Origin of the sequence: Streptomyces sp. NPDC085944, assembly GCF_040686295.1 — a bacterium.
Taxonomy (GTDB): domain Bacteria; phylum Actinomycetota; class Actinomycetes; order Streptomycetales; family Streptomycetaceae; genus Streptomyces; species Streptomyces salinarius.
In genome coordinates, this window is the sequence record NZ_JBFBJX010000008.1 from 160309 (window position 1) to 186502 (window position 26194).

The following is a 26194-nucleotide window of genomic DNA, read 5'->3' on the forward strand; positions in this document are numbered from 1 at the left end:
CGTCGCGGGCCCCGGTCACGGCACCGTCGCCGATGCCCGTGCCTCCGTCACCGCCGGTGCCGTGGAGTGGGGGAGCAGGTCGCGCGGATCGGCCGGGAGCAGGACCTCGACCTCCGCGTCCTCGCAGAAACGATACGGCCGGTGTTCCAGGTAGGCCCCGAGGTACCTCCGCACCCGCGACATCTCCGCCCGTACCGTCACCGTGCGGGCCCGGTCGCCGAACATGTCCTCGGCCAGCCCGGCGGCGCTGCGCCCACCCCGGTGCACCGCCAGCAGGTACAGCAACTCCGCGTGCCGGGGGCTCAGTTCCCGCGTCCAGTCCTCCGCGCCGCCCAGCACCCGCACCGACCACCGGCGCGGCCGGCCGAGGTCGAGGACGATCCGGACGGCGCCCTGGGGCACCGGCCCCGCCGCGGCCCGCACCAGCCAGCCCTCCGCCAGCGGCTCCACCGTGCACGCCCCGAACCCCGGCAGCCACCGCACCCCTGCCTCCGGCGACTTGGGCAGCACCACCCGCTCCAGGTACGGCATTCCCGTGACCGCCGCCGTCCACCCGTCCCGGTCCGCCACCAGCGCCCGCCCCTCCAGTCGGGCCAGCACCGGCGCGGCCACCGCCCGCAACCGCTCCAGCGACTGCGTGTGCAGCTCCCGCAGCCGGGCCTGAGCCAGCTTGGCCACCGAGTCGACCCAGGCCAGCGTCGCCGGATGCATCGTCTCCAGCGGCCCGCTCACATCGACCACCCCGAGCAGCCGTCCGCTGCGCGGGTCGGTGATCGGCGCCCCGGCACAGGTCCAGGTGGCCTGGGACCGTACGAAGTGCTCGGAGGCGAAGACCTGTACGGGCCGCCGGGTCACCGCCGGTGTCCCCAGGCCGTTGGTGCCGACGACCTCCTCCCGCCAGTCCGCCCCGAGTTCGAACCCGAGCCCGTCGGCCCGGCGCAGCACCCGCGCGCTGCCCTCCCGCCACAGCACCCGGCCGTCCTCGTCCGCGACCACCATGATGTGGTGGGCCACGTCGGCGACCGACAGGAGCGCCTCCCGCAGCACCGGCAGGACGTGCCGCAGCGGGGAGGACTCGCGCCGCCGCCGGATCTCCTCCGGCGCCAGCAGCCCGGAGCGGAAGTCGTGCTCCGGATCGACGCCGCTGCGCAGCATCCGGTCCCAGGACTGCTCGATCACCGGCCGCGGTGCCACCGGCGCCCGCCCGCCCGAGAGTCTCGCGGAGCGGACCTCGCTGAGCATCCGCGCCGCACGCGCCGTGTCGGCGGCGGTGAACTGCGTCACGTCCATGGGCGAGAGCGCCACGGGACCTCGTCCTTCCGGAAGTCGATTGCTCGTCTCATAGTGACCGGTTGCCCACGCCGGACGGGCACAGTCCGCACACAGCCGACCGCAAGTTGCAACCCCCTGCAACCCTGGTGGACGGTCCCGCCGGTGTCCAAACTTGAACCACGCCGTCCCGAGCGGCGTACGCGGCCTGAACAGGCCCGTGTGGCGGGGGTGGTGCCGTGTCGGCGCAGCACCACCCCCGCGCCACGCGGCCGGAATCAGAGCACGGGCCGCGCCCGCTCCACCACCGCCGCCAGGTCCGGCGTCGGCGGCAGCGTGCCGAACGCCGCACCCCCGTCGCCGCCCAGCCGCGAGGCGCAGAACGCGTCGGCCACCTCCGGCGGTGCGTACCGCACCAGCAGCGCGCCCTGCAGCACCAGCGCCAGCCGCTCCGCCAGCAGCCGCGCCCGCCCCTCGGCGGCCGCCAGGTCGGCCAGCTCCGTCAGCAGGTCCCGGATCGCCGCGTCCAGCCGGTGATCGGCCCCGCGCGCCGCGCCCACCTCCGTCAGATACGCGTCCAACGTCGCCGGTTCCCGCCCCAGCGCCCGCAGCACGTCCAGCGCCTGCACGTTTCCGGCGCCCTCCCAGATCGAGTTCAGCGGCGACTCGCGCACCAGCCGGGGCAGCCCGGACTCCTCGACATATCCGTTGCCGCCCAGGCACTCGGCCGCCTCCACCGCCACCGGCGCGCAGCGCTTGGTCACCCAGTACTTGGCCGCCGGCACCGCGAGCCGCAGCAGCGCCCGCTCCCGCTCGTCCCCGGCCTCGGCTGCGTCGTGGGCGGCCGCCAGCCGCATCCCGAGGACGGTCGCCGCCTCCGACTCGATCGCGAGGTCCGCGAGCACGTTGCGCATCAGCGGCTTGTCGGCCAGCTTCCCGCCGAACGCCTCGCGGTACCCGCAGTGGTGCACCGCCTGCGCCACCGCCTGCCGCATCAGCTGGCCGAGCCCAGCACGCAGTCGAGCCGGGTCGCCGCCACCATCTCGATGACGGTGGCCACCCCGCGCCCCTCCTCACCGACCCGGCGCGCCCACGTCCCGGCGAACTCGACCTCCGCCGAGGCGTTGGACCGGTTGCCCAGCTTGTCCTTGAGCCGCTGGATCAGGAACACGTTGCGAGTGCCGTCCGCCAGGACGCGCGGCACCAGGAAGCAGGTCAGCCCCCCGGGCGCCCGGGCCAGCACCAGGAAGCCGTCCGACATGGGTGCCGAGCAGAACCACTTGTGCCCGGTCAGCGCGTACGTCCCGGCCTCGGCCAGCGGCCGCGCCGACGTGGTGTTCGCCCGTACGTCGCTGCCGCCCTGCTTCTCCGTCATGCCCATCCCGAACAGCGCCCCGGCCTTCAGGCGGGCCGGCCGCAGCTCCCGGTCGTAGACCCGGGAGGTCAGCCGGGGCACCCACTCGGCGGCCAGGTCGGGGTCGGCGCGCAGGGCGGGCACCGCCGCGTGGGTCATCGACAGCGGACAGCAGTTCCCCGCCTCCACCTGGGTCCACATCAGGAACCCGGCCGCACGGCGCACGTGCCCTCCCGGACGCGACCAGGCATCGGTCAGGCCCGCCGAGACGCCCTTGCCGAGCAGCCGGTGCCAGGCGGGGTGGAAGTCGACCTCGTCGACACGGTGCCCGTACCGGTCGTGGGTGCGCAGCACCGGAGGACTCGCGTTGGCCTGCGCCCCCCACTCCTGGGTCTGGAGCGCCCCGCAGCTGCGGCCCGTCCCCGACAGCTCGGCCAGCGCCTCCCCGCGCAGCTGGGCCGGCAGATGCCGCTCGACCGCCTCCGTCAGGGCCCGGTCGGCGGTGAAGACGTCGTAGCCGGTCAGCGGCGGCGCCTGATTCGTCACGGTGTGGGTACTGCCTGCCATGGACGTGAACCTACCGCGCGTGCGGCCCCGGCGGGCCCGCTACGGGATCACCGGGCGTCCGCGGATGAGTGCCGGCCCCCGCGCCGGATACCTTTAGGGCGTGCAGCCAGCAAGCGACTCCCCCGAACGGCCCTCGGGCCGGCTCCACCGCGCCCGGGTTCTGTACCGGAACGTCTCCAAACGCAGGACCGCCTGGCTGCTGCTCAAGGACACGGTCAACTCGTGCATGGAGTACCGCATCCTCGGTCTCGCCGCCGAGGCCGCGTTCTTCACCTTGCTCTCGGTGCCGCCCCTGCTGCTGAGCCTGCTCGGGCTGCTCGGCTACGTCGATTCCTGGATCGGCGCCGACACCACCGAGAGCCTGCGGAACAACATCCTGGACGCCTCCCGCGCGGTGCTCTCCGAGAAGGGCGTCAAGCAGATCACCGAGCCGATGCTGGACGACGTGATGAAGGGCGGCCGGCCCGACGTCATCTCCATCGGCTTCCTGTTCGCCCTGTGGTCGGGCTCCCGCGCGGTGAACGTCTTCATCGACACGATCACCGTGATGTACGGCCTCGACGGCGTCCGGGGCATCGTCCGCACCCGCCTGATGGCCTTCCTCCTCTTCATCGTGGCCCTGCTGATCGGGTCGGTCGCGCTGCCGCTGATGGTGGCGGGGCCGGACGCCGTGGTGCGGATCGTGCCGTGGTCGACGACGGTCGTCCAGGTCCTGTACTGGCCCGTCGTCATCATCCTGTCCGTGGCCTTCCTGACCACGCTCTACCACGTCTCCGTACCCGTGCGCTCCCCGTGGATCGAGGACGTCCCCGGCGCCCTGGTGGCCCTCGCCATGTGGGTGCTGGGCAGCTTCCTGCTGCGCATCTACCTCACCAGCACCGTCGAGGGCCCCACCATCTACGGCTCCCTGGCCGCGCCCGTCGCCGTGCTGCTGTGGATCGGCGTGTCCGCGTTCGCGGTGCTCGTGGGCGCGGCGGTCAACGCGGCCATCGACCGGGTGTGGCCGGCCGCCGCCACCGCCGCCGCCCGCGAGGCCAACGAACGGCTGCGCCAGGCCCAGGTCGCCGAGTACGTGGCCCGGACCTCCGCGAACGGCGAGGGCGACCCGGACATGCCCTCCGAGTTCCCGGAACGCTGGTCCCGCTTCCTGCCGCCCGAGGACGTCACGGCCCGCCTGCGCACCCACGGGAAGAACCCGCCGCCCGGGCACCGCAACCACACCCACCCTCACCACAACCACCACGACGACGGGCACGGTCACGGCCACGACAAGCCGGAGGCCTCGTAGGCCGTGTATCGAAAGTGGATCTTGCCTGCGGAATGATCGTGGGCAGAGGGGGAGGTCTCACGAACGAGGAGTGGGTGTTGGGCCCGTCGAATACGGACGGTCGAGCCGGTTCTACGACCTGTTGTGCCGATAGCAGCGGGATGGCACCTTGGCATCGGATCCTGGACGATGGCCCTCACCGTTCCGGGCGACGTCGCCGGCCTGCTGACGGCGGGCGCCGGCTCGGTGCACCTCTCCGCCCAAGACCCGGGCGACGCCCCGGCGCGCGGCCGGCTGGGTGCCCCTCGGAGCCGGCGGCACCTTGGCGGAGGACGACACCCACTTCGTCACCGACGGCGCCGTCGTCGCGGCGGCGCGGCGGGCACTGGACGCGGCGGTCGCAGGAGCGGGCCACGCCCCTGGGTGAACGGCCCGGGGGCCGAACCGGGACACTGGCACCGTGGACGCACTCGCCGGACTGCTGGAGGGCCCCCGGGCCCGTGGCGCCTTCATGATCCGCGCCTGTTTCGACCCGCCCTGGGCCGTGCGCGTCGAGGACCGGGCACCGCTGACCGTCATGCTGATGGTCCGCGGCGACGCCTGGATCGTGCCGGACACGGGGGAGCGGCTGCGGCTGCGCGCCGGGGACCTCGCCATCGCGCGCGGCCCCGACCCGTACGTCTGCGCCGACGACCCCGCCACCGCCCCGCAGGCGGTGATCCTCCCGGGCAGCGCGTGCAGTTACCCCGACGGACGCCCCCTCAACGGCTCGATGGACCTCGGCGTACGCACCTGGGGCGACCGCCCCGACGGCCGGGCGGTCCTGCTCATCGGCACCTACCTGGTCCGCGGCGAGATCGGCGGCCGGCTCCTGGACGCGCTGCCCCCGCTGCTGTCGCTCACCTCCGAGGCGTGGGACAACCCCCTCACGCCCCTGCTGATGAGCGAGGTCACGCGGGACGAGCCCGGCCAGGAGGTGGTCCTGGACCGGCTGCTGGACCTGCTGGTCATCGCCGCGCTCCGGGCCTGGTTCGCCGGTCCGTCGGCCGATGCCCCCGCCTGGTACCGGGCCCTGGGCGACCCGGTCGTCGGCCGGGCGCTGCGGCTGCTCCAGGACGACCCGGCGCACCCCTGGACCGTCGCGTCGCTCGCCGCCAAGACCGGCGTCTCCCGTGCCGCGCTCGCCCGCCGGTTCACCGACCTGGTCGGGGAACCACCGATGGGCTACCTCACCGGCTGGCGCCTCGCCCTGGCCGCCGACCGGCTGCGCGACGGCGAGGACACCCTCGGCGCGATCGCCCGCCGGGTCGGCTATGGCAGCGCGTTCGCGCTGTCCGCGGCGTTCAAGCGGGTGTACGGCGTCAGTCCGCAGGAGTACCGGACCGGGGTCCCGGGATGACGTGGCAGGAGGGCCCGCGGAACGGGGGTCCCGGCTGACCGGCGCGGTGGCGCGGGCGGGGGCGGGGCGGGTTGCGCTGCCCGGCGTTGCGGGGTGCCGCTGCGCCCACCCGTGCCGCCCCAGCGGCACGGCTGCCCGCAGCGGCGGTGGGGGAGCGGCACGACTGCCCGCAGCGGCGGTGGCGCGGGGACTGCTCGTGGCTGGGGCGGTGTGGGGACTGTCCGTGGCTGGGGCGGTACCTGTGCTGTCCGGCGTAGTCTGGCGTGCGTGTATGCGGAGTGGGGGTCTCGGCTGGCCGGTGCGGTGGTGTGGACCAACAGCCCGACCGGGTCCGGCCCCGGGCGGGTCCTGCCCGACGGCTGCATGGACCTGCTCTGGCACGACGGCCGGCTCCTGGTCGCGGGGCCCGACACCCGCGCCCACGTCACGGAGGGGACCCAGGGCCCCTGGGCCGGCGTCCGCTTCTGCCCGGGCACCGCACCCGCCCTCCTCGGCGTGCCCGCCGCCGAACTGCGCGACCGCCGCGTCGCCCTCACCGACCTCTGGCCGGCCGCCCGCGCACGCCGCCTGACCGCCCGGGTGAACGCGGCCCCCGACCCGGCGACCGGCCTGGAGGAGGCCGCGCTGTCGCGGGCCGCCGACAGCGGACCCCCCGACCCGCTGCCGGCCCGGATCGTCGCCGCCCTCGACGCGGGCCGCCCGGTTTCCGCCACCGCCGACGCCCTCGGCGTCGGAGCCCGCACACTGCACCGCCGCTCGCTGGCCGCCTTCGGCTACGGTCCCAAGACGCTGGCCCGGGTACTGCGGCTGCAACGCGCCCTCGCCCTGGCCAGGGACGGCACGCCCTTGGCGGAGACGGCCGCCCTGACCGGGTACGCCGACCAGGCCCATCTGGCGCGGGACGTACGGGACTTGACGGGGCTGCCGCCCGGCGAGCTGCTGCGCGGCTAGCTCGTGGCCGCGTCGCGCCGCCGTCCATCAGCAGCAGCGACGTGCCCACCGTGGTGTGCGCGGCCCGCGCGTGGTGGGCTTTCGGCGGCCCGCTCCAGCGGATACATGGCGCCGATCCCTGCTGCCCAGCCTCCGACCTCGAGTTGGCTCGAGGTCAAGCCGGGCCCTCCGGCAGCGGCGCGAACAGGTCGACGCCGTGGCCGTCCGGGTCGTTGACGACGGCGTACCGCTGCCCCCAGGGCGCGTCCCAGGGCTCGCGCTCGCCCTTGCACCCGCTGCCGGTCATCTCGGCGTAGAAGGCGTCCACTTCGGGCGGCGTGTCGCACAGCAGGGCGAGGGAGTGCCGCCCGCCCCCGGCCGGCGGCTGCCACCCGGGGGTGAAGGAACGAACGGAGTCCTCGGTGTCCAGGAGCAGCCGGATGCCGCCCGGCAACGAGGCCTCCGCGTGCGGCTGCTCCTCGCAGCCCTCGGGGAAGGCGAAGCCGAGCCGGCGGTAGAAGGTCACGGAGGCGGCCATGTCGGAGACGATGAGGCCGATGGCGTCGAATCGTGCGGTCATGGGGCCACCGTAGGCAGGGCCGCGCCCGCGGTCTTGAAGAAAACGGACACGTGGCTGCCGCGCCGCGTGCCTCAGAAGCTCCTCAAGTCCGTTGATCGGAACCGGGTGTCCAGCCGATCATGGCCGTATGTTCGGACGACTCGCCCCACCTGAACTCAACGTCCTCGTCCTGCGCGACACGGACGTCGTCGCCCACGGCATCCGTCAGGCGCTCGCCGAGGCGACGCCGGAGGAACGGCCCGGGCTGGAGCGCGCCGCCGCCCTGGTCGAGCAGACCGCCGCGGAGCCCGACGCGGCACTGCTCGCCCGCTGGGTCCACGAACGCCTCGCCGCGGCCGGGCACGAGGGCCCCGTCGACTCCGTGCGGGCGGTCAAGACCCTGCGCGAGGCGGTTCCCGGGCTCAGCCTGCGCCAGGCCGTCAAACTGACGAAGGACGCCGCGGCCCACCGCCCCTGAAAGCTGTCCCGCAAGTCGTGGTCGTTCGGGGTTCGGCGGTCAGTTGGGGACGGGGCGTGCTCGGCTCCGAGTGCCAGAAGGGGTGCCAGGCGCCGCCGAACCGCTCGAACCGACAAGCTCATCCCTTGATGAACTCGATGATCTGCGGGGCGATCTTCTTTGGAGCCATGACGACGGCGCCATGGTTGAGTCCGGGCACAGTGCGATGGTCGGCCTGCGGCAGGAGCTCGGTGACGGCGAGGGCGGCGCGCTGGAATGCGGCCGGACTCTTGCCACCGGTCAGCACGCGGGTGGGTAGGGCCACCTCTTTCCACTCCTCGGCATCGAGCGGCTTGCCTTGCTGGGTATCGCCCATGACCGCGATGTCATAGGGGAGAGTGCTGGCCAACTTGGTGAGGTTTGCCCACATCTTCGGCATGAGCTTCATGAAGAACACGGCGATGCCGGGCATGCCCTGCACCCTGGTCATGAAGTACTTGACCGCGTCGCTGTGCCTGCCCTCCGCAAGCAACGCAGTAATCTGCTGTGCGAGGTCCTTAGGCGGTCCGTCGTCGCCTTCGCCGACCACGAACGGCGGCTCGTACAGAGCCAGGCGGTCGACGTTGACTCCGGCCGCGGCCGCGCGCAGGGCGAGGACCGCTCCGGAGGACGAGCCGAACAGCGACGCCGAACCGCCGACGTGTTCGACCAACGCGGCGATGTCTTCAATCTCGCGGTCGGGGGCGTAAGTAGCGGTGTCCCCGCTGGCACCGCGTCCGCGCCGGTCGTAGTTGATCACAGTGAAGTGGTGGGCGAGGAGAGTCGCGAGTTTGGCTGTGTCCGAGCGGTCTGCCAGTGCCGAGGCAACCAGGACGACGGCCGGCCCGCGGCCCGACTGCTCGAATGCGATCTCGGTGCCGTCGGCGGAGGTGACTCGGGCCTCGGCTCCGGCCGACTGCTCTCGCGCTGTTGCCATGTTTGTCTCTCCGGTTCACGTAGGGGCCGTACTGCTGTGGTGTGCCTTGCTGCCGATAGGACCCCCGCAGTGCAGGAAAGTCATCGGTGCGTCAGGCCTTCGGTGCCGAAGTCGAGCTCGCGGTAGTCGTGCTCGATCCGCCGGCGCATCTTGGCCCACCGCACCAGGTCGGCGGCCGGTGTGGTGGCGGGCAGGTTCGATATCCAGTAGTCCGTCGGAGCGTCCTGGCCGTCCGGCCACTCGACCAGGAGTGTCTGGACGGGCAGGACGCCGTCCCACCGGTTGCGGCCGCCGCCCGCCTCCTGCGCTGCGGCCAGGGACTGCTTGCCCGCGGGCCGGACCGTCAGGACCGCGAAGCGTGAGGTCATCGCGCCTTTGCTGCCCTGCCTCCAGGTCACCTCGGTGAACCGGTCGGCACCGGCCTCCGCTGCGAGGACGCAGACGGTTCGCGGTGGGGTGCGGTAGCGGGGAAGGGTGGGCGGTCCGAGTCCGCCGTAAGCAGGCTGGTACGGCTCAACATCCTCCGGGTGGGCGACTTCCTTCCCGGTCAGGGCCAGGACATAGGACAGCCCTCGCTCCTCGAGGCCGAGTCGGAAGGGGGTGCTGACGCCGTAGCCGGCGTCGGCGACCACGACCGGTGCCTTCAACTGCCACTGGGCGAGTGTGTCCAGCAGGCCGAGCGCGAGACGCCACTTCTCCCGGTGCACCACGTCGTCGGGGACTCCTGCCCTGCGGCATCGCTCCGGTTCGTCCGTCCACTCACGCGGCAGATACAACTGCCACTCCAACGGGCACGAGGCCGTGTCGGTGGCGGCATGGACACTGACCGCGACCTGGTAGTTCGCCCGTTTGCCGACCGCTCCGCAGTACTGGCGGGCCACCCCGACCGACGCCTTGCCGCACTTGGGGAACGACACGTCGTCGATCACCCACACCTCGGGCCCGACAACTGCGGACAGCCGCTCGGCGATCCGCTGCCTGACCGGCAGCGGATCCCATGGCGACTGGTTCACGAACTGCTGCAGGGCCTGCATGTTCCCGTCCGGCAGCCGCTCGGCCATCGGCTGGACCGACTTACGACGGCCGTCCAGCATCAGGCCCCGCGGATAACACTCGCCCCACCGCCGCTGGTCCCGACGCGGCAGCGAGGCCAACACATCGGCAACGAACTCCGACAACTCACCCCGGAGTCGTTCCACCTCCCCCAGCCCCATGCCAGGAGAATGCCCACCCATCAGGCAAGATCACCCAACGTAACGAAGTACTACTGGGCCCTGTCCGATGGATCACGCCGGAGGACATGGTGCCCGGTACAGCGCACCCGGGGCCATACCGCCGCAAGGCACCCCTCGCCGCGACAAGGCCCACCGGGTCCGGTGGGCATCCCCCGGGCTTCGCCGGGGGCCAGCTGGGGGGCTGAGGGGAGGACAGCTGGATGGGCGTGGGCCTCCGGTGTTGATGGGATGGGGGGAACAGAAGGGGGAACACCATGCGCGTACCTGTTTCACGCCGGGCTGCCTTGACCTTCGGCATGGCCTCGGCCCTGGTGGGCTTCACCAGGGGGCCGACGGCGGCGTCAGCACCCGCCTCCAGGGGCCTGGCCACACCCGCAGCCGCCGCGACGAACGGCAATCTCCGTCGGCAGGTGAACGCGATCCTGGCCACCGGCGTTGCGGGGGTCGGCGCGGAGGTGATGTCGCCATACGGTCGGCGCCACGCGTTCACCGGGACGCCGCGCGAAGGACGGTTCCGGATTGGGAGCCTCACCAAGACGTTCACGGCGGTGGTCGCACTCCAGCTTGCCGACCTGAAACTGGATACCCTCGTACGGCACTGGCTGCCGGAGGTTGCGCGGGACATCACCGTACGGGACCTGTTGCGCCACACCAGCCGCCTGCTCGACCCCAAGATCCCGGCACTGACCAGTGCAGAGGGCTATCAGGCGGAGCGGCTGCGGAGTTATACGCCGGAGGAGCTGGCAGGCGCGGCGTTGCGGCTCGGGAGGAGACCCGAGAAGTGGTCGTACGCCAACACCAACTACCTGCTCACCGCGATGATCATTGAGCGGATCACCGGCCGGAGCTGGGCCGCGGAGATCACCGACCGGATCATCCGTCCCTTGGACCTCGACGCCACCAGCGCCCCCGGAGAGTCACCGTTCGTCCCCGGCCCACACGCGCCCGGCTGGGCATCGTTCGGCACCGAGACGCCGCTCGACGTCACGCTTCTCAACCCCAGCATGGCTGTTGGCTCTGGTGCCCTCATCAGCAGTGTCCGCGACCTCAGTGTCTTCTACGCCGCGCTGCTCGGCGGGGAACTGCTTCCCCCGGCGCGGCTCGCCGAGATGACCGCCACCGTCCCAGCGTCCGGGATCGGCATCGAGGGTGCGCGGTACGGCCTCGGCCTCGCCGAACTGCCGCTCCCCGGCGGCGGCAGCTTCTTCTCCCACTTCGGCGAACTGCTCGGCTACCACGCGTGGGCCGCTGTCACGGCGGACGGTTCGCGCACGGCGGTCGTGTATGTCACCGGCGATGTGACCGCGGCGACCATGGGCAAGATGTCCTCACTCATCGAGGGTGGCGTCGGCGGGACGCGCTGACCCGCCTGGGGGCACGGTCGCCCCCAGGCGATGCCTTCCCGAGTCGTACAGCTACTGAACTTGATCAGGGGGATCGTGTGCTTGATCTGACGTCTGCGCAGGTGACGCCTGTTGCGTCGTGACGAATACGCCTTATCGCCCCCGACACGGTCGGGCCGGGTGCGCGGTCGTCCACCTGCTTGCCGGGGCACACGGATCTCTTGCAGGACGGGGATCATCTGCAGTGCGTCCCCCCACTGGCCGGGCGTGACGACAAACCCGAGTGGGCGGCACCCCTTCCCCGGCAAGGTGGATCTTGCTTGTGAGCCCGCCTCGCGAGCGTCCCAGGGCCTCATCGGAGCGATGGCGTGCCGGGCCCCTACGCCGACCGGGGTCTTTGGTGCCGGAGTGGAGGCGCCAGCCGCGTGCTGATGAGCGCGGCACGTCGTGGAATCGACGCTGACCATGCTCCAGTCGATCCGGCCCTCGGCATCGGCGTCGGCCTGGACGGCCCGCAGAATCCTCTCCCACGTGCCGTCCGCTGACCACCTGCGATGACGGTCGTGAACCGTCTTCCGGCTCCCGAAGCAGAGAGGCAGGTCTCGCCAGGGGAGGCCGGTCCGTTGACGGAAGAGAATCCCGTTGATCACTGGACGGTGACACTGCCGGCGTCCGCCCCGCCCGCGATCTGTCGGCACGTGCGGTTCCAACCGAGCCCACTCCTGATCCGAAAGATCTCCGCGCCCCATGTCCCACGGAACGAGTTCCCCGAAGGAGCGTCACACGACCCACCGGACAGCCCTAGGCGGCCCGCCCGCCTCGTCACGCGCGCGTGGGCTTCGCCCATTCCTCGCGGAGCATCCCGAAGAGCACGCGGTCGTAGCGCTTGCCGTCCAGCAGCACGGCCGACCGGCGGCGGCCCTCCTCGCGGAATCCCAGCCCGGTGAAGGCACGCACGGCACGCTCGTTGCCGCTCCACGTGTCCAGCTCCAGCCGGTGCAGAGGGAAGGCGCCGAACAGGTGGTCCACGAGCAGCCGCAGCGCGTCGCTGCCGTGGCCGAGGCCCCAGAACTCCCGCTCGCCGATGGTGACTCCGAGCGTGGCCACGCCGGCGTACGGGTCCAGGTCCCGGTAGTCCGCCATGCCGATCACCTTCCCGCCCGCCAGGTCCTCGACCGTGAACACGGCCGACTCCCGGGGGTTCAGGCGCAGCATGGTGTCGAAGCCGAGGGCGACCGCCTCCGAGGTGACCGGGCCGAAACACGGATCGCCGGCCGTGGCCCAGTGCATCACTTCGGGGTCGTTGCGCCACCGCAGATGGTGCTCCGCGTCCTCGGGGCGCAGCGCACGCAGTCTGACCAGCCGCCCTTTGAACCTGTCGAACCTATCTTCGAACATTGCGCCACTCTAATCGATCACAAAACCACCGAAGCATGAACACCTGTGCGGCAGGATGAGCGCATGAATCGTCACGCGCGCGTGCTGCCCGTGCTGCTGCTGGTGGCCCCGCTGCTGCTCACCGCCTGCGGATCCGAGCAGGCATCCTCCACGGCGGCCGCCGGCCGCCCCTCCGGTTCGCCGGGCGCGGCGGCTCCCGCCACCGACGCGGGTGCACTCGAGGCCCGCGCCCAGGCGATGGGCGTGGCGCCCGAACTGGTCTACGTCACCGAGGCCCCCGGCTTCACCCTCGCCCAGCAGTCCGTCGGCGTCCTCGGCGACGACGGCTTCTCCGCCACCTGGGTCGACGGCGACACCGACGCGCTGCTGCGCCTCGCCGTCGACCGGGGCACCATCACCGCCGACACCTGCCCCGAGCAGCCGGTCGGCGACCTGTCCGGCGAGCACACCACCTGCGAGCGCGACGGTGACGCCTGGTACCGCACCGGCGCCGGACGGCACGAGTACGCGCTGCCCGAGAAGGGTCACGTCGTCCGGGTCTCCGCCGAGACGGACGCCGTACCGCGCGAGGTCCTGCGCGCCGCCGCCCTGGCCGCCCACCGCCCCGACGCCGCCGAGACCGACCGCCTCGTGCCCTCCGCCGACCCCGCGCCCGCCTCTCCGGTCGAGCGCGGCGACCTGCCCCGGTACGGCGACGGGGCGCCCGACAACCACGTGGACGTGGGCGGCTGACCCGGCGGCCACTCGCTCACGCCGTGAAGGACGCCACCGTGTCCAGCCCCGCCTGCCGCAGCGTCCGGTGGACTGCGGGGCGGGCGCCCCGGACGGTGAGGGCGACCGGCTCCGGCGTCCGGGTCACCGTCCGCAGCAGCGCGTAGGCGCAGGCCAGGTCGATGTGGTCCAGGTCGTTCATGTCCAGGGTCCACGATCCCGGCTCCCGCAGCCGCGGGTCGAGGAGCAGTTCCTCCAGCACGCCCAGCGCGGGCGCCTCCAGGGACCCGGAGAAGGCCAGCACCGCGTGCCGCCCGTCGGCCTCGGCGATCCTTACGGGTGCGTCCGTCACGACAGCCTCCTCGGTCGCTCGTGCGTGCGTGGCGTCCGTAGCCTCCATTGTCCCCCCGTTCGCCATGACAGGGGCGGCCCGGAATAGATCAGGCCCGGGCGGCGCTGTGCCTTGAGCGGTACGAGAGTGCGGCGAAGGGCTGGTGGGCGTATGCGGTCGGGCCAGACGAACCCCGTGGTCAGAACGGTGCACGGGGCGGTACGCGGCAGGTACGAGCACGGAGTCGCCGTGTTCCGGGGCATCCCCTACGCGGCGCCCCCCTTCGGCCCCGGCCGGTTCCGTCCGCCCGTGCCCCCCGAGCCCTGGGACGGCGTCCGCGACGCGGGCTCCTTCGGCCCCACGGCCCCGAAGCCGCCGTACTCCGAGGCCTTCGCCCGGTACCTCTCCGATCCGTCGATCCCCGGCGATGCCTGCCTCAACCTCAACGTCTGGACCCCCGAGCCGGGCCCCGGAGCCCGCCTGCCGGTCCTGGTCTGGCTGCACGGCGGCGCCCTGACCAGGGGTTCCTCCGCCGTACCGGTCTACGACGGACACACCTTCGCCCGCGACGGGGTCGTCTGCGTCTCGGTCAACTACCGACTGGGGGTGGAGGGCTACGGACTGTTCCCGGACGCCCCCGCCAACGCCGGACTGCGCGACCAGATCGCCGCCCTCCAGTGGGTGCGCGACTCCATCACCGCCTTCGGCGGCGACCCCGGCCGGGTCACCGTCGCCGGGCAGTCCGCGGGCGCCATCAGCACCGGCGCGCTCCTCGCCGCCCCCGCGGCCCAGGGGCTGTTCCGGCGGGCCGTGCTCCAGAGCGGCGCACCCGAGGCGGCCGACCGCGACAAGGTGCGGCGCATGGTCCGCCGCATGGCCTCCCGCCTCAAGATCCCCGCCACCGCCGCGGCCTTCGCCGCGGCCGACCGCGACCAGCTGCTGCGGGCCCAGGCCGAGGTGGGCCGGTTCAGCAGCCCCGTGCTCGGCGGCCCCGGCTTCGGCCTCGTCATCGACGGCGACGTCCTGCCCCGCGACCCGCTGGAGGCGCTCGTCGACGGCGCTGTGGCGCCGGGCGTCGACCTCATGATGGGCTGGACCCGCGACGAGTACCGGCTCTGGCTCGTCCCCGGCGGCCTCGTCGAACGCGTCGACCGGCTCGGCGCCGTGGCCCTCGCGGGCGCCCGGGCCCGCTGCCACTGCGGCAACGAGGTCGTCCGCGGCTACCGTACGGCGCGCCCCGACGCGGGGACCGCCGAAGTCGTGGGCCAACTGGTCACCGACCACCTGCTCCGCATCCCGATGCACCGCTTGGCCGACGCGCGGCCCGGCTCCTCGTACGTGTACGAGTTCGCCTGGCCGTCCAACCTGCCCGACCTCGGCGCCTGTCACGCCCTGGAGCTGGGCTTCGTCTTCGACTCCGGCGACGGCCCCGACGCGCGCAGGCTCGCGGGCGAGGGAGCGCCGCAGGAACTGGCCGACGCGATGCACGGAGCATGGGTGCGGTTCGTGGCGTCCGGCGACCCCGGGTGGGAGGCGTGGGACGCCACCCACCCCGTGCGGGTCTTCGGCGACGGCGACCCGCGCACGGCCTACGGCCCGCTCGACGCCGAGTACGACCTGTGGAAGGCCGACGTCATCACGCGCCGAGCGCCCCGAGGAACGCGGCCCAGGCGTCTGGTGCGACGGTGACGTGTCCCTGCGGGGCTTTGGAGTCGCGGATGTGGATGGCGGTGGGTTCCTGGGCGACTTCGATGCACTGGCCGCCTTCGCTGCCGCTGTAGCTCGACTTGAACCACCGAAGTGCGGTGCCGCTCATTGCTCTCCCGGGAGACGGTCCAGCAGATCCCTCGTGTCCTCGGGGGTGAGGGCCTGAGACCGCAGCACCGCACACTTCTGCGTAAGGATCGCCACCTCATCCGGGTCGGCGATGAGTTGGCTGCCGCGCTGGTTCTCCGTGTAGGCGAGCCGCTGGTGTTCGGGTGTCTCCAGCAGCACGAACGGGCAGTTCAGCCCCGCGTGACTCGTCCGGTCCTGAGACAGGACCTGCACCATGAGCCCTGGCAGCTCCGAGCACGCGCGCAGCTGCCGTAGCTGCTCGCGCCAGACGGTTTGCCCACCGATCGGTGCCCGAACGACCGGCTCCCAGACCACGAAGCACGTGATCGGCGGTTCCTTGCCCTGAAGGATTCCCTGCCGCTCGATGCGTGCCGCCGCCAGGTGAAGTTGGCATATCCGGCGCCGAACGGGCACTGCCACGGCCCTTCAGGGCGCCGGGAAACGGTTCTTCGGGGCACCGCCCCGCCACCGGGTGAGCAACACTGCGCCGCCCAGCAACGCCGGTCCCACCACCGCCCCGGCGGCGATCACCCGCCCGAGCCCGGAGCCGGTCCCGCTCACCGGCACCGCGGCGGCGGCCGCCACGATGCCCGCTCCCGCGCAGGCCGCCAGCGCCTCGGCCCACACACGTGCGGTCCCGCGCCCCCACCGCCACGGCCACGTCTCACTGGTCACCAGATAGCCGACCAGCAGGACGACCACGCAGCCGGCCTCCCACCAGGCCGGGTCGCCGAACGCAGCGATCACCACCACGCCCGCCGCGACCAGCGTCGTCCGGTGGCGCAGCAGCCGGGCGGACCAGCCGGCCGCCACCGACGGCCGCCGGTCCAGTGAGGGCGCCGCCCACGCCGCGAAGGCGATCGCGCCGACGAGCGGCACCGCCTGACCCGCCGTGGTCACCGTCGTCCACGGCCGCCACGCCAGCACGACGGCCGCCACCGCGATCACCCGCACCGGCACGGTGCCGATCCAGTACCCCAGGTACTCCCGAAGGCCCACCCGGGACTCCAGCGCCGTCATCCCGCGCGCCCCCTTCCGCCGACCCGCCCCGACAGCAGCGGCGCCAGCGCCGGATCCAACGACTCGCCCGGCGTGTGCCGGAGCACCGGCACCCCGCTGTCCCGCAGGGCGAAGCGCATCGCGTCGCGCTCCGCCCGCCACAGCCGCAGGCCCAGCTCGCCCGCCTCGTCCCCGGGTTCCACCCGGGGGTCGCCGCTCGGGATCTCCACGACGACCGGACGGCGCCCGCGCGCCTGGACGTCCCGCAGCACCGACAGGATCCGTGCGTCGCTGAGCGGGGTGAACACGTACACCAGGGCACCCTCCGGCAGCGCGGGCGGCGGGACCCGTTCCAGCCCGTCGCCGCCGAAGGTGCGGTCCTTGCGGACGTCGAGGACGCTCTCGACGATGCGGTAGAACGCCGCGTCCCCGGTGCCCGGCGCCAGCCAGCGGGTGGTGCCGCCGGTCGAGACGACGCCCACGCGGTCGTGGGTGCGCAGATAGGCCCGGGTGAGCCCGGCGGCGGCGCGTACCGTCTCGTCCAGGGAGGACAGCCCGGTCACCGGGTCGACGACGTCCCCGAACGCGTCCAGCAGCATCACGGTGTCGGCGGCCCGCTCGGCCGCGAACCGGTGCAGCTGCACGGCGTCGCGCCGGGTCGTCGACGGCCAGTGGATGCGCCGCTGCCGCTCCCCGGGAACCCAGGGCCCCACTCCGACGACCTCGACGCCCTCCCCGGGCTGCGGCGAGGCGTGCTCGCCCAGCCGCTGCGGCAGCCGTACCGGGATCGGGGTGAACCTCGCCTGCGCGGCGTGCGGGAACACCGACACCTCGGGGGCCTCGACCCGCACGGTGCGGCGCACGGTGCCGCCCGAGTCGTACACGTCCAGGTCCACCGGGCCGAGCGACCAGCGGCCCCAGGCCAACGCCGTATGACGCAGCGTCACCGAGGAGCGGCCGACGGCCACCTCGTCGAGGCGCAGGCCAGGGCCGAGCGTGACGCCCGGGTCGAGGCGTACGGCGTCGCCGTCGTGGGCCACCTCGACGCGGACGGTGACCGTCTCGCCCTCGAAGCAGCGCCCCGGCTCGGCGGTCACCGACGTCTCGACGCGGCGGGCGGGGGTGCGGGGCAGCGCCAGCGCGAGCAGGACCAGCGGCGCCGCCGCAAGCGCGAGCAGCCAGCCCCGCCCGGTGAGCAGGGCGGCGGCCAGCGCCACGGCGGCCACGGTCAGCAGGCGCAGCGTCCGCTCGCCCGGACGCGGCCCCCCGGGCGGCCGGGACGGCGGGGGCGCCGGCGCGGTACGGCCCTCCAGGGCGCGGTCCACCAGCGCGTCCGGCCGCGGCTCCGGTGCCGGTACCGCCTCCGGCACGGACGGGGTCACGACGGCACTGCGGCCGTACGCCGCGTCGTCGGCGTACGGACGCCGTCGACCAGCTCGCGCAGCACGTCGTCCGTGGACAGCTCGCGCACCCACAACTCCGGCCGCAGCGAAACCCGGTGGGCCAGCGCGGGCACCGCGAGATCCTTGATGTCTTCGGGGACGACGTAGTCGCGGCCGTCCAGCACGGCGCGGGCGCGGGCGAGCTGGACCAGGGCGAGGCCGCCGCGCGGCGAGGAGCCGATGCTGATCTGGGGGTGGCCGCGGGTCGCGCCGACGAGCGCGACGGCGTACTCCAGCAGGTCGTCGTCGATCTCCACCCGCTCGACGACGGCCCGCCACGCCAGCACGTCCTGAGGCCCCGCGAGCCTTCCGAGCACGGCCTCGGGCGCGGCCCGGTCGATGCGGGCCCGCAGCATCGCCAGCTCCTCCGAGGCGGTCAGGTACCCCATCCGCACCCGCAGCCGGAACCGGTCGAGCTGGGCCTCGGGCAGCGAGTAGGTGCCCTCGTACTCCACCGGGTTGGCGGTCGCGATCACCAGGAACGGGTCGGCGAGCGGCCGGGTCTCGCCGTCCACGGTCACCTGCGACTCGGCCATCGCCTCCAGCAGTGCGGCCTGCGTCTTGGGCGGCGTCCGGTTGATCTCGTCGGCGAGCAGGAGGTGCGTGAAGACCGGGCCCGGGTGGAACACCATCTCGCCGGTGCGCTGGTCGTACAGCGGCGTTCCGGTGACGTCGGAGGGCAGCAGGTCGGGCGTGAACTGGATGCGGCGGAAGTCCAGGCCGAGCGTGGTGGCGAAGGAGCGGGCGAGGAGCGTCTTGCCGAGACCGGGCAGGTCCTCGACGAGGACGTGGCCGCCCGCCAGCACGGCCAGCATCACCTGCTCGAGCGCGTCCTGCTTGCCGACGACGGCACGGCCGATCTCGCGCAGTACGGCACCGGCCTGCTCGCCGACCTGCTCGGCGGTGCGGAGCGGGGGCGTGGAGGTAGAGGTCACTTCACTTGGTCCTTACCGGTACGGGAGGTGCGGGTGCTGCTGCTGCTGGTGCGGGTGCCGGCCGGCGCGTGGTCGTGGGCGCGGTCGCGGGGTGCGCCGAGGGCTTCGAGGCGGTCGACCAGGCGGCGCAGTACCTCGACGGGTACCGCGCCCCCGGGGCCGGTGTCCGGCGGCACGGGCCCCAGCCACGGCCACAGCTCGGGGCCGACCAACTCGGCAGCCCGCTCGGGCTGGTGCTCCAGGGACACGTGGTGGTGCTCGGCGAGCGCGGCGGCGTACAGGCGGCGCAGTTCGATCCGGAGCACCGCGCGGTAGTACAGGGCGCCGTCGGGTCCGGTGGAGGTCTTCACGTTGCGCCGCCACTCGCCCATGCCCGGAGCCCGCGTCCGCAACAGCCGTACCTCGTCCCGGTACGCGGAGTCGACCGCGCCCGCCCCGGTGACGTACCGGGCGACCAGCACGGCCGCGGCCGCGAGCAGCGCCACCAGCGCACCGGCTGCCTCGGGACCGTCGAGGAGCAGGACGAGCAGCAGGCCCGAACCGGCGACCGCGCCGCCCAGCAGCCCGAGCCGGGGCAGCGACAGCACGTCCTGTCCCGCGCCGTCCTCCAGGGGCCGGTTCACCGCTCGACCTTCCCGTCCCGGGCCGGGGCAGGTTCCAGGCCCCCGAGCAGGGACGCGATCTCCTCCAGGGCGGCGGCCGCGGCCGCCCGGTGCGAGCCGTCCATCGGGTGCGACGAGTAACGGGCCTCGCGGAAGAGGGAGGTGAGACGCGGCCCGGCCGGGCCCGGGGCGAAGCCCGCGTCGGCGGCGCGGGTGAGTAGGTCGGCCGGACTGTCGGAGGCATGCCGCCGCACACCGGACGCGGCAAGGGCGTCCTCCATCGCGGCGTAACAGGCGATGACGGCGCCCCGGGCGTCGTCGTCGGTGCCGGCCAGGGCGCGGCGGCCCGAATGCACGGCGGACAGCAGCAGTCGCGCGTCGTCGTCCTGCGGTGCGGTGCTCCCCGACGGACCCGGACGGTACGGCAGACGCAGCCGGAACCGTCGCAGCCGCCGTACGACGGCCACCACGACGAGCACGGCGACGACCGCGGCCAGTGTCAGGAGCACGAGATGCAGCGGCAGGGAGGAATGGTCCCCCGAACCGCGCGGGCGCTCCGGGGGCGGCGGAGTGGCGAACGTCGGTTCGGGGGCCGGTTCGGGGGCGAGGGGCGGCGGCGGGCCGGGCGTGCCGTCGCCGGTGGAGAACCGGTGCAGGACCAGGGCCAGTACGCCGATGACGGCCGTCGCGGAGAGCAGCAGGGGCGCGGCGATCTCCCGCAGCCGCTCCTCGACCGGCGGCACATCCATGCGGTTGGCGCCGAAACGCGGGCGAAGACGCCGGACGGCCGTCCAGACCCCGATCGTCCAGGCGGCGGACGCCCCGATCGCCACGATGCCCCACTGGCCGAGCGGCCCCCGGCCGGAGTGCAGCAGCCCCTCCGCGGGCCGCAGCGCGAGCGCGGCGACCGCCAGGGCGCCGACGACTCCGACGGCCACCACCGCCCCCGGCACCGCGCGCTGTCCGGTCCGCCCGCCCCGTTCCATGCCGTTCGCCCCCCGTCGAACCCGTCGCCCCCGAACGCCTGTTCAAAGCCATCTTGGCACATGCCCGACCGGCGCCCCGGGGAGCTGCGCCGCGGCGCCCGGGGCGGTCCGGTGCGGGCGCTCCCGGCGGCGGCCCGTGCCGGTCAGCCCCGGTAGCGGGCGCGGCCCGCGGCGGCGGCCACCGTCAGCGGGACGGTGAGCACCGCCGCGGTGAGGAACAGGCCGTGGTAGGCGTGACGTTCCGCGGGACCGGCGGCGACGGTGCTGGCCAGGGCGCTGCCGACGTAGAGGGCCACCCCGAACATCGCGACCCCGGTCGCACGGGCCGCCGGGGACAGCGCGGTGGCCCAGGACTGGATCGTGGAGTGCATGAACGACCAGCCGCCGCCGAGCAGCAGGGCGCACACCACCAGCGCGGGCACCGACCGGTCGGCCGCGGCACAGCCGAACGCCACCGTCATCTGCACCCCGCCGGCCACGATCAGCCGGACCGGCGTCCACCGCCCGACCAGCCGTTTGACCAGCTGCGCCGCGGCCATCGAGCCCACGCCGTACAGCGCGGTCACCGCACCGGCCAGGGCGGCCGAGGCACCCTGGGCCTCCAGCGCCGGCGCGATGTACGTGAGGAAGCCCAGCAGCACGGCGCCCTCGAACAGCGCGACGGCCATGACGTACCACTGCCAGCGGGAGCGCAGGACGACGGCGAAGGGGGCGAGCAGCGCGCCGGGTTCCGCGCGCGGCGGTTCCGGCAGCCGGCGCAGGGCGACGACCAGGTAGGCGGCGACCAGGCCCGGCAGGGCGAACACCACGCGCCAGCTCGCGTAGTGGGCCAGCACCCCGGCAACGAGGGTGGCCACGGCGGTGCCCAGCGCGAAGGCGGTCATCAGCTCGCTGAGCGGGCCGCCGTGACGGCCGCTGACAGCGGGGCGCGGACCGCCCGCTTCATCGACGTCCACTACCACTGCGGCCCCGACGCGTATGTGCGCCGCCACACCGCGACGACCGCGGCCGCGGGCTACGCCGAGCACGGCGGCTGGGTGGTCCTCAAGAACCACCTGGGATCTACCGCCGCCCAGGCGTGGGAGGCACGGCAGCAGGGCCTGCCGGTCTCGGGTTCGATCGTCCTCAACGACCTGGCCGGCGGCTTCGGCCCGAGGGCGGTGGAACAGGCCGTCGTCCAGCACGGCGAGGACAGCGGCCTGCGGCTGATCGTCCACCTGCCCACCGTCACCGGCCGGACGCACCGCAGCCGCCTGACCCGCACCCCCTCCCACCCCCTGCTCGCCGACGGCCAGCGTCCGCTCACCGTCACCGACGACAGCGGCAGGCTGCGCCCCGACGTCCGTGACCTCCTGCGCGCCGCCCGGGACCTCCCCGTGGTCGTCTCCACCGGACACGCCGACGGCCACGAGGTGCGGCTGCTGATCGAGGAGGCCGTAAGACTCGACCTGCCCCGTCTGATGCTCAACCAGCCCGCCAACCCCATGACCGGGCTGACCTGCAAGGATCTCGCCGATCTCGTCGGCGCGGAACAGGTCTTCACCGAACAGACCGCCCTGACCCACCTCCTCGGCCACCAGCCCTGGAGCGATCTCGCCGACGTCCTGACCCTGCTGCCGAGGGTCGTCTACAGCTCCGACCTGGGCCAGCCGTCCCAGCCGGACATCACCGACTGGCTGACTCGGAGCGCCGAGTGGTTCGAACGGGCCGGCCTGGCCCCGCGACGCGTCCAGGAGGTCACCCGGGACACCCCCCTGGCGATGCTCTCGCTGTGAGTCAGGACGAGGAGGGCGCCGACGCGATCGACCTGATCGCGTCGGGCCCCACCCGGCAGCACCCCCCGACCAGCCGGGCCCCGGCCGCCCGCCACTCCCGCACCAGCCGGGGCGCGAACAGCGAACGCCCCCGCCAGGCCCGCGCCCGCGCGTCCCAGACCTCCCCGCTGTTGGGATAGGCGACGACCGGTTTCCCGGTGACCCGGTCGGCGGTCCGGACCGCGCCGGACACGTCCCCGGGAGCGCAGCAGTTGACGCCGACCGCGACCACCTCCTCCGCGTCGGCGGCCAGGGCGAAGGCCTCCTCCAGCGGCTGGCCCGCACGCGTCCGGTCCCCGTCGACGGTGTACGACAGCCAGGCGGGCACACCCAGACCGCGCACCGCCCGCAGCAGCGCGACCGCCTCGTCGGTGTCCGGGACCGTCTCCAGTGCGAGGACGTCCGGCCGTGCGGCGGCCAGCACCTCCAGACGGGGTCGGTGGAAGCGCTCCAGCTCGGCCACGCCGAGGCCGTACCGCCCCCGGTACTCGGAACCGTCCGCGAGCATCGCCCCGTACGGGCCCGCCGACGCCGCCACCCACAGCGGACGGGAGGCCTGCGCCCGGCGGGCCGCCTCCCTCGCCGACTCCACGCTGAGCGCGAGCAGTTCGGCAGCCCGCTGCCGCCCGATGCCATGCCGCGCGAAGCCCTCGAAGGTGGCCTGGTAGCTGGATGTGATCACCACGTCCGCGCCGGCCTCGAAGTAGGCGAGATGGGCCCGCGTGATCGCCTCGGGGTCGTCGGCGAGCAGCCGGGCCGACCACAGGGCGTCGCCCAGGTCGTGCCCGGCCGCCTCCAGCTGGTTGGACAGGCCGCCGTCGAGCACGAGCGGGCCCGCGGCGAGGGCGTCGGCGAAGGAGCGGACGCAAGCGCCGTCGGGGGAGTCGTCGGCGAAGTCGCTGGTCATGCGTCCGAGGCTACGACGTGCCCGCCCGGGCCCCGGGGTCTTGTCCCCCGTGCGAGCTACAGCCAGGTGTCCACCGCGAGGTGACGATCTTCGGCCGCCGGAACCGTAGCGTCCCGTGTCACAGCCCGGGGCGCCGAAGTCACGGGCCCGACCGAGGAGTTACCGTGAGGTTTGTCTGGCAGTTCCTGGCCGTACTGGCGGCCTACGCCATCGGCGGCGCCGCCATCCAGGCGGTGAAGGACGACGACTGGCTCACTCTGGTCGTCGGACTCACGGCGGCCGCGCTGGTGCTGTTCGTGTACGGGTGGGTGGTGCGGCGGACCGAGCGCCGGAAGGCCCTGGACGTGGCTCTGGAGGGCGCCGGCGCCAAGCTCGCCCGGGGGACGCTGATCGGTGCCGGGATGTTCTCGGCGGTCGTCGTGAACCTCTTCACCTCCGGGCACTACGAGGTCGACGGACTGGGCTCGGTGCAGGGCGCGATCGGCCTGGTCGGCTTCATGGCCGGAGCCGCCGCGACGGAGGAGGTCGTCTACCGCGGGGTGTTGTTCCGGATCATCGAGGAGCACATCGGCACCTATCTCGCGCTGGGCCTGACCGGCCTCGTGTTCGGGCTCTCGCACCTGCTCAACGAGGACGCCACCCTGTGGGGCGCCGTCGCCATCGCCATCGAGGCCGGCTTCATGCTCGCCGCCGCCTACGCCGCCACCCGCAACCTGTGGCTGACCATCGGCGTGCACTTCGGCTGGAACGTCGCCGCGGGCGGCGTCTTCAGCACCGTCGTCTCCGGCAACGGCGACAGCGAGGGCCTGCTGGACGCCACGATGTCGGGTCCCGAGCTGCTCACCGGCGGCGACTTCGGCCCGGAGGGCAGCGTGTACTCGGTCGGCTTCGGGGTCCTGCTCACGCTGGTGTTCCTGTGGCTGGCGCACCGGCGCGGGAACGTCGTGCCGTTCGGCGCCCGGCGCCGTGCCGCGAGTGCCGACTCCGCCGCTACACTTCCCCGGTGATCGATCGCCGACGGGTCCTGGAGCTGTGGCGCCGGCTGGACGTCACGGTCCGGGACCTCCCGCTCGGGGTGCTGCTCCTCGTCGCTTCGCTCCTGCCCGAGCTGCGCGGTCAGGGCACGGAGATCGGTGGCCTGCCGACCCGTCCCGCCGACGCGCTGGCCGGGGTGGCGGCCGTCCTGCAGTCCCTTCCCCTGGCCGTGCGCCGGCGGGGGACCCTCGTCTGTCTCGCCCTGGTCTCGCTCGGCTTCGCCCTCGACCAACTGCGCGGTTACCACCTGTTCGCGGGCGCCGCGCTCCCCATCGCGCTGATCAGCGCGGGGTCCCACCAGGAGAAGTACCGGCGTGCCACGCAGGTCGCCGCCACCCTGGCGTACGTGGCCATGGCCGTCGGGCTGAAGGCGCGCGGCGGCGACGAAACGCTGGTCGAGTACGTGACGTTCTACCTGGTCCTCGCCCTGGCCTGGGGCATCGGTGCCTGGATGCGCTCCGGGCGCGCCGCCGAGGCCGAACGCCGTGCCCGGGTCGCCGAGGACGCCCGAAACGCCGAACGCACCCGTATCGCCCGCGAGTTGCACGACGTCGTGACCCATCACGTGACGGCGATGGTCGTCCAGTCCGAGGCGGCCCGTTACCTGACCGCCGCACCGGACCGGCTCGACGAGACACTGGCCGCCGTCAGCGACACCGGCCGCCGCGCCATCACCGACCTGCGGCACCTGCTCGACCTCCTCAACCCCGACCACGGCACCGCCGAGCCCAGGACACCGCCCGTCGGCCGGGTGCTCACCCTGGTCGAGCAGACGCGCCGGGCCGGGCAGCCGGTGGAGTTCACCGAGGAGGGCACCCCGGCGGCGGCCACCGGCAGCTCCGACCTCGTGGCCTACCGCGTCGTACAGGAGGCCCTGACCAACGCCCTCAAGTACGACCACGGCGCCCGGACCGCCGTCCTGGTACGCCACGGAGAAAGAGAGATCACGGTGGAAGTGGGCACGGACGGTTCCGGCACGGGGGCCGCGTCCCCCGGCGGCAGCGGGCGGGGCCTGGCCGGACTGCGGGAACGCGTCGACGTCCTGGGCGGAGAGTTCAGCACGGACCGCCCGGCGGACGGCGGCTTCGTCGTCCGGGCCCGGATACCCGGGGGGAGCACGGCATGAGCGCGCCGGTCCGGGTCGTGATCTGCGACGACCAGGTACTGATCCGCACCGGTCTGACGACCATCGTCGACGCCCAGCCCGACCTGGAGGTGGTCGGCGAGTGCGGGGACGGGCGGACCGGGGTCGACCTGGCCCGCGAACTGCGGCCGGACGTCGTGGTGATGGACATCCGCATGCCGGTGCTCGACGGCCTCGAAGCCACCCGCCTGCTGGCCGGCGCCGGGGTGGAGCACCCCGTCAAGGTGCTCGTGGTCACCACGTTCAACCTCGACGAGTACGTCTACGAGGCGCTGCGCGCGGGCGCGAGCGGCTTCCTGCTCAAGGACGCGCCCCCCGACCGGCTGCTGCACGGCATCCGCACCGTGGCCATGGGCGCGGCGCTGCTCGACCCCGACGTGACCCGCCGCCTCGTGGGCCGGTACGCGGCCCGGATCCGCCCCGCCGAGGGCACCACCCGGGACATACCGCTGACCCCGCGGGAGATGGAGGTCCTGCGCCTGATCGCGGACGGCCTCTCCAACAGCGAGATCGCCGCCGCCCTCGTGATCAGCCCGGAGACCGTCAAGACCTTCGTCTCCCGCATCCTCACCAAGCTCGACCTCCGCGACCGCGTCCAGGCGGTCGTCTTCGCCTACCGCCACGGGCTGGTGACCTGACGCGTCGCATCGCCCAAGTGCCCCGTGCACCTCTCGGCCACAGTGTGGCGCAGGATGCGA

24 protein-coding genes and 5 pseudogenes are annotated in these 26194 nt (G+C 73.6%); 12 read left to right on the plus strand and 17 right to left on the minus strand.

What is annotated here, in order from left to right; all coding sequences use genetic code 11:
• Nucleotides 1–15: 15 nt before the first annotated feature.
• Nucleotides 16–1305 carry a GAF domain-containing protein gene (locus AB0P07_RS17960; RefSeq protein ID WP_365551608.1) on the minus strand — a complete coding sequence of 430 codons (1290 nt, stop codon included), beginning with the start codon at nt 1303–1305 and terminating at the stop codon, nt 16–18.
• Nucleotides 1306–1547: 242 nt separating this feature from the next.
• A pseudogene (locus tag AB0P07_RS17965) lies at nt 1548–3190 on the minus strand (acyl-CoA dehydrogenase family protein).
• 100 nt (nt 3191–3290) lie between these two features.
• On the opposite strand from AB0P07_RS17965, the gene AB0P07_RS17970 reads away from it, so the two are divergent.
• The 4 genes and pseudogenes from AB0P07_RS17970 (at nt 3291) to AB0P07_RS17985 (ending at nt 6807) form a co-directional block, all read left to right on the plus strand.
• Nucleotides 3291–4478 (plus strand): YihY/virulence factor BrkB family protein, encoded by a 1188-nt coding sequence (locus tag AB0P07_RS17970; protein WP_365551611.1) that lies wholly within the window; start codon nt 3291–3293, stop codon nt 4476–4478.
• 186 nt (nt 4479–4664) lie between these two features.
• Nucleotides 4665–4884 (plus strand): annotated as a pseudogene (locus tag AB0P07_RS17975) (copper homeostasis protein CutC); the annotation flags it as partial.
• A 33-nt stretch (nt 4885–4917) separates the two neighbouring features.
• On the plus strand, nt 4918–5856 hold the full coding sequence (locus tag AB0P07_RS17980) for an AraC family transcriptional regulator (RefSeq protein ID WP_365551613.1): 939 nt from the start codon (nt 4918–4920) through the stop codon (nt 5854–5856).
• Between the two features lie 267 nt (nt 5857–6123).
• Nucleotides 6124–6807, plus strand: coding sequence for a helix-turn-helix domain-containing protein (locus AB0P07_RS17985; protein WP_365551615.1), 684 nt, complete (start codon nt 6124–6126; stop codon nt 6805–6807).
• A 154-nt stretch (nt 6808–6961) separates the two neighbouring features.
• Here AB0P07_RS17985 and AB0P07_RS17990 read toward each other — a convergent pair whose 3' ends face one another.
• On the minus strand, nt 6962–7366 hold the full coding sequence (locus tag AB0P07_RS17990; RefSeq protein ID WP_365551618.1) for a VOC family protein: 405 nt from the start codon (nt 7364–7366) through the stop codon (nt 6962–6964).
• A gap of 127 nt (nt 7367–7493) precedes the next feature.
• Here AB0P07_RS17990 and AB0P07_RS17995 point away from each other — a divergent pair, with 127 nt between their 5' ends.
• Nucleotides 7494–7823 (plus strand): hypothetical protein, encoded by a 330-nt coding sequence (locus tag AB0P07_RS17995; protein ID WP_365551621.1) that lies wholly within the window; start codon nt 7494–7496, stop codon nt 7821–7823.
• Between the two features lie 118 nt (nt 7824–7941).
• Here AB0P07_RS17995 and AB0P07_RS18000 read toward each other — a convergent pair whose 3' ends face one another.
• Nucleotides 7942–8778 (minus strand): alpha/beta hydrolase, encoded by an 837-nt coding sequence (locus tag AB0P07_RS18000; RefSeq protein WP_365551624.1) that lies wholly within the window; start codon nt 8776–8778, stop codon nt 7942–7944.
• Between the two features lie 113 nt (nt 8779–8891).
• Nucleotides 8892–9992: pseudogene (locus AB0P07_RS18005) on the minus strand (IS701 family transposase); the annotation flags it as partial.
• A 275-nt stretch (nt 9993–10267) separates the two neighbouring features.
• On the opposite strand from AB0P07_RS18005, the gene AB0P07_RS18010 reads away from it, so the two are divergent.
• Nucleotides 10268–11377: a serine hydrolase domain-containing protein gene (locus AB0P07_RS18010; RefSeq protein ID WP_365551627.1), complete on the plus strand. Its 1110-nt coding sequence runs from the start codon at nt 10268–10270 to the stop codon at nt 11375–11377.
• Between the two features lie 125 nt (nt 11378–11502).
• On the opposite strand, the pseudogene AB0P07_RS18015 reads toward AB0P07_RS18010, so the two are convergent.
• Nucleotides 11503–12105, minus strand: a pseudogene (locus tag AB0P07_RS18015) (IS5 family transposase); the annotation flags it as partial.
• Between the two features lie 73 nt (nt 12106–12178).
• Nucleotides 12179–12754 carry a GNAT family protein gene (locus tag AB0P07_RS18020; protein ID WP_365551630.1) on the minus strand — a complete coding sequence of 192 codons (576 nt, stop codon included), beginning with the start codon at nt 12752–12754 and terminating at the stop codon, nt 12179–12181.
• A gap of 63 nt (nt 12755–12817) precedes the next feature.
• Between AB0P07_RS18020 and AB0P07_RS18025 the strand changes: the two genes are divergently transcribed.
• Nucleotides 12818–13486, plus strand: a complete 669-nt coding sequence (locus tag AB0P07_RS18025; RefSeq protein ID WP_365551632.1) for a hypothetical protein — start codon at nt 12818–12820, stop codon at nt 13484–13486.
• 16 nt (nt 13487–13502) lie between these two features.
• Here the strand turns inward: AB0P07_RS18025 and AB0P07_RS18030 are convergent, their stop codons facing one another.
• A complete protein-coding gene (locus tag AB0P07_RS18030; protein ID WP_365551635.1) occupies nt 13503–13817 on the minus strand; it encodes an STAS domain-containing protein in 315 nt (104 codons plus the stop codon).
• 150 nt (nt 13818–13967) lie between these two features.
• On the opposite strand from AB0P07_RS18030, the gene AB0P07_RS18035 reads away from it, so the two are divergent.
• Complete coding sequence (locus tag AB0P07_RS18035; protein WP_365551638.1) at nt 13968–15485, plus strand: carboxylesterase family protein; 1518 nt, start codon at nt 13968–13970, stop codon at nt 15483–15485.
• On the opposite strand, the gene AB0P07_RS18040 is transcribed toward AB0P07_RS18035, so the two are convergent.
• The 8 genes and pseudogenes from AB0P07_RS18040 to AB0P07_RS18075 all read right to left on the minus strand — a co-directional run bounded on the left by AB0P07_RS18040 (nt 15433) and on the right by AB0P07_RS18075 (nt 21480).
• Complete coding sequence (locus tag AB0P07_RS18040; RefSeq protein ID WP_365551641.1) at nt 15433–15612, minus strand: DUF397 domain-containing protein; 180 nt, start codon at nt 15610–15612, stop codon at nt 15433–15435. The genes AB0P07_RS18035 and AB0P07_RS18040 overlap by 53 nt on opposite strands.
• Nucleotides 15609–16013: pseudogene (locus AB0P07_RS18045) on the minus strand (DUF5753 domain-containing protein); the annotation flags it as partial. The gene AB0P07_RS18040 and the pseudogene AB0P07_RS18045, both read right to left, overlap by 4 nt.
• A 45-nt stretch (nt 16014–16058) precedes the next feature.
• The gene (locus AB0P07_RS18050) at nt 16059–16652 is read right to left on the minus strand and encodes a hypothetical protein (RefSeq protein WP_365551644.1); all 594 of its coding nucleotides are present in this window, start codon (nt 16650–16652) and stop codon (nt 16059–16061) included.
• Nucleotides 16649–18013, minus strand: coding sequence for a DUF58 domain-containing protein (locus tag AB0P07_RS18055; protein WP_365551647.1), 1365 nt, complete (start codon nt 18011–18013; stop codon nt 16649–16651). Before AB0P07_RS18055 ends, AB0P07_RS18050 begins: the two co-directional genes overlap by 4 nt.
• Nucleotides 18010–19008, minus strand: a complete 999-nt coding sequence (locus AB0P07_RS18060) for a MoxR family ATPase (RefSeq protein WP_365551650.1) — start codon at nt 19006–19008, stop codon at nt 18010–18012. Before AB0P07_RS18060 ends, AB0P07_RS18055 begins: the two co-directional genes overlap by 4 nt.
• Complete coding sequence (locus AB0P07_RS18065; RefSeq protein WP_365551653.1) at nt 19005–19631, minus strand: hypothetical protein; 627 nt, start codon at nt 19629–19631, stop codon at nt 19005–19007. Before AB0P07_RS18065 ends, AB0P07_RS18060 begins: the two co-directional genes overlap by 4 nt.
• The gene (locus AB0P07_RS18070) at nt 19628–20596 is read right to left on the minus strand and encodes a DUF4129 domain-containing protein (protein WP_365551656.1); all 969 of its coding nucleotides are present in this window, start codon (nt 20594–20596) and stop codon (nt 19628–19630) included. The genes AB0P07_RS18065 and AB0P07_RS18070 overlap by 4 nt, the downstream gene beginning before the upstream one ends.
• Nucleotides 20597–20739: 143 nt before the next feature.
• Nucleotides 20740–21480, minus strand: a complete 741-nt coding sequence (locus AB0P07_RS18075) for an MFS transporter (RefSeq protein ID WP_365551659.1) — start codon at nt 21478–21480, stop codon at nt 20740–20742.
• A 21-nt stretch (nt 21481–21501) separates the two neighbouring features.
• On the opposite strand from AB0P07_RS18075, the gene AB0P07_RS18080 reads away from it, so the two are divergent.
• On the plus strand, nt 21502–22371 hold the full coding sequence (locus AB0P07_RS18080) for a DUF6282 family protein (RefSeq protein WP_365551661.1): 870 nt from the start codon (nt 21502–21504) through the stop codon (nt 22369–22371).
• Nucleotide 22372: 1 nt separating this feature from the next.
• Here the strand turns inward: AB0P07_RS18080 and mmuM are convergent, their stop codons facing one another.
• Nucleotides 22373–23317: a homocysteine S-methyltransferase gene (mmuM, locus tag AB0P07_RS18085; RefSeq protein ID WP_365551664.1), complete on the minus strand. Its 945-nt coding sequence runs from the start codon at nt 23315–23317 to the stop codon at nt 22373–22375.
• 164 nt (nt 23318–23481) lie between these two features.
• Here mmuM and AB0P07_RS18090 point away from each other — a divergent pair, with 164 nt between their 5' ends.
• From AB0P07_RS18090 to AB0P07_RS18100, 3 genes are read left to right on the plus strand one after another with little or no spacing between them, the layout of a single operon-like run.
• Nucleotides 23482–24324, plus strand: a complete 843-nt coding sequence (locus AB0P07_RS18090; RefSeq protein ID WP_365551667.1) for a type II CAAX endopeptidase family protein — start codon at nt 23482–23484, stop codon at nt 24322–24324.
• Nucleotides 24321–25478, plus strand: coding sequence for a histidine kinase (locus AB0P07_RS18095; RefSeq protein ID WP_365551670.1), 1158 nt, complete (start codon nt 24321–24323; stop codon nt 25476–25478). Before AB0P07_RS18090 ends, AB0P07_RS18095 begins: the two co-directional genes overlap by 4 nt.
• On the plus strand, nt 25475–26134 hold the full coding sequence (locus AB0P07_RS18100; RefSeq protein ID WP_365551673.1) for a response regulator transcription factor: 660 nt from the start codon (nt 25475–25477) through the stop codon (nt 26132–26134). Before AB0P07_RS18095 ends, AB0P07_RS18100 begins: the two co-directional genes overlap by 4 nt.
• Nucleotides 26135–26194 lie beyond the last annotated feature (60 nt).

Bases quoted from the DNA above. Each gene is read 5' to 3' on its own strand.
- AB0P07_RS18035 (WP_365551638.1), top strand. From the start codon at position 13,968: ATGCGGTCGGGCCAGACGAACCCCGTGGTCAGAACGGTGCACGGGGCG.
- AB0P07_RS17995 (WP_365551621.1), top strand. From the start codon at position 7,494: ATGTTCGGACGACTCGCCCCACCTGAACTCAACGTCCTCGTCCTGCGC.
- AB0P07_RS18070 (WP_365551656.1), bottom strand. From the start codon at position 20,596: ATGGAACGGGGCGGGCGGACCGGACAGCGCGCGGTGCCGGGGGCGGTG.
- AB0P07_RS18075 (WP_365551659.1), bottom strand. From the start codon at position 21,480: ATGACCGCCTTCGCGCTGGGCACCGCCGTGGCCACCCTCGTTGCCGGG.
- AB0P07_RS18000 (WP_365551624.1), bottom strand. From the start codon at position 8,778: ATGGCAACAGCGCGAGAGCAGTCGGCCGGAGCCGAGGCCCGAGTCACC.
- AB0P07_RS18025 (WP_365551632.1), top strand. From the start codon at position 12,818: ATGAATCGTCACGCGCGCGTGCTGCCCGTGCTGCTGCTGGTGGCCCCG.
- AB0P07_RS17990 (WP_365551618.1), bottom strand. From the start codon at position 7,366: ATGACCGCACGATTCGACGCCATCGGCCTCATCGTCTCCGACATGGCC.
- AB0P07_RS18010 (WP_365551627.1), top strand. From the start codon at position 10,268: ATGCGCGTACCTGTTTCACGCCGGGCTGCCTTGACCTTCGGCATGGCC.
- AB0P07_RS18050 (WP_365551644.1), bottom strand. From the start codon at position 16,652: ATGACGGCGCTGGAGTCCCGGGTGGGCCTTCGGGAGTACCTGGGGTAC.
- mmuM (WP_365551664.1), bottom strand. From the start codon at position 23,317: ATGACCAGCGACTTCGCCGACGACTCCCCCGACGGCGCTTGCGTCCGC.
- AB0P07_RS18020 (WP_365551630.1), bottom strand. From the start codon at position 12,754: ATGTTCGAAGATAGGTTCGACAGGTTCAAAGGGCGGCTGGTCAGACTG.
- AB0P07_RS18040 (WP_365551641.1), bottom strand. From the start codon at position 15,612: ATGAGCGGCACCGCACTTCGGTGGTTCAAGTCGAGCTACAGCGGCAGC.
- AB0P07_RS18100 (WP_365551673.1), top strand. From the start codon at position 25,475: ATGAGCGCGCCGGTCCGGGTCGTGATCTGCGACGACCAGGTACTGATC.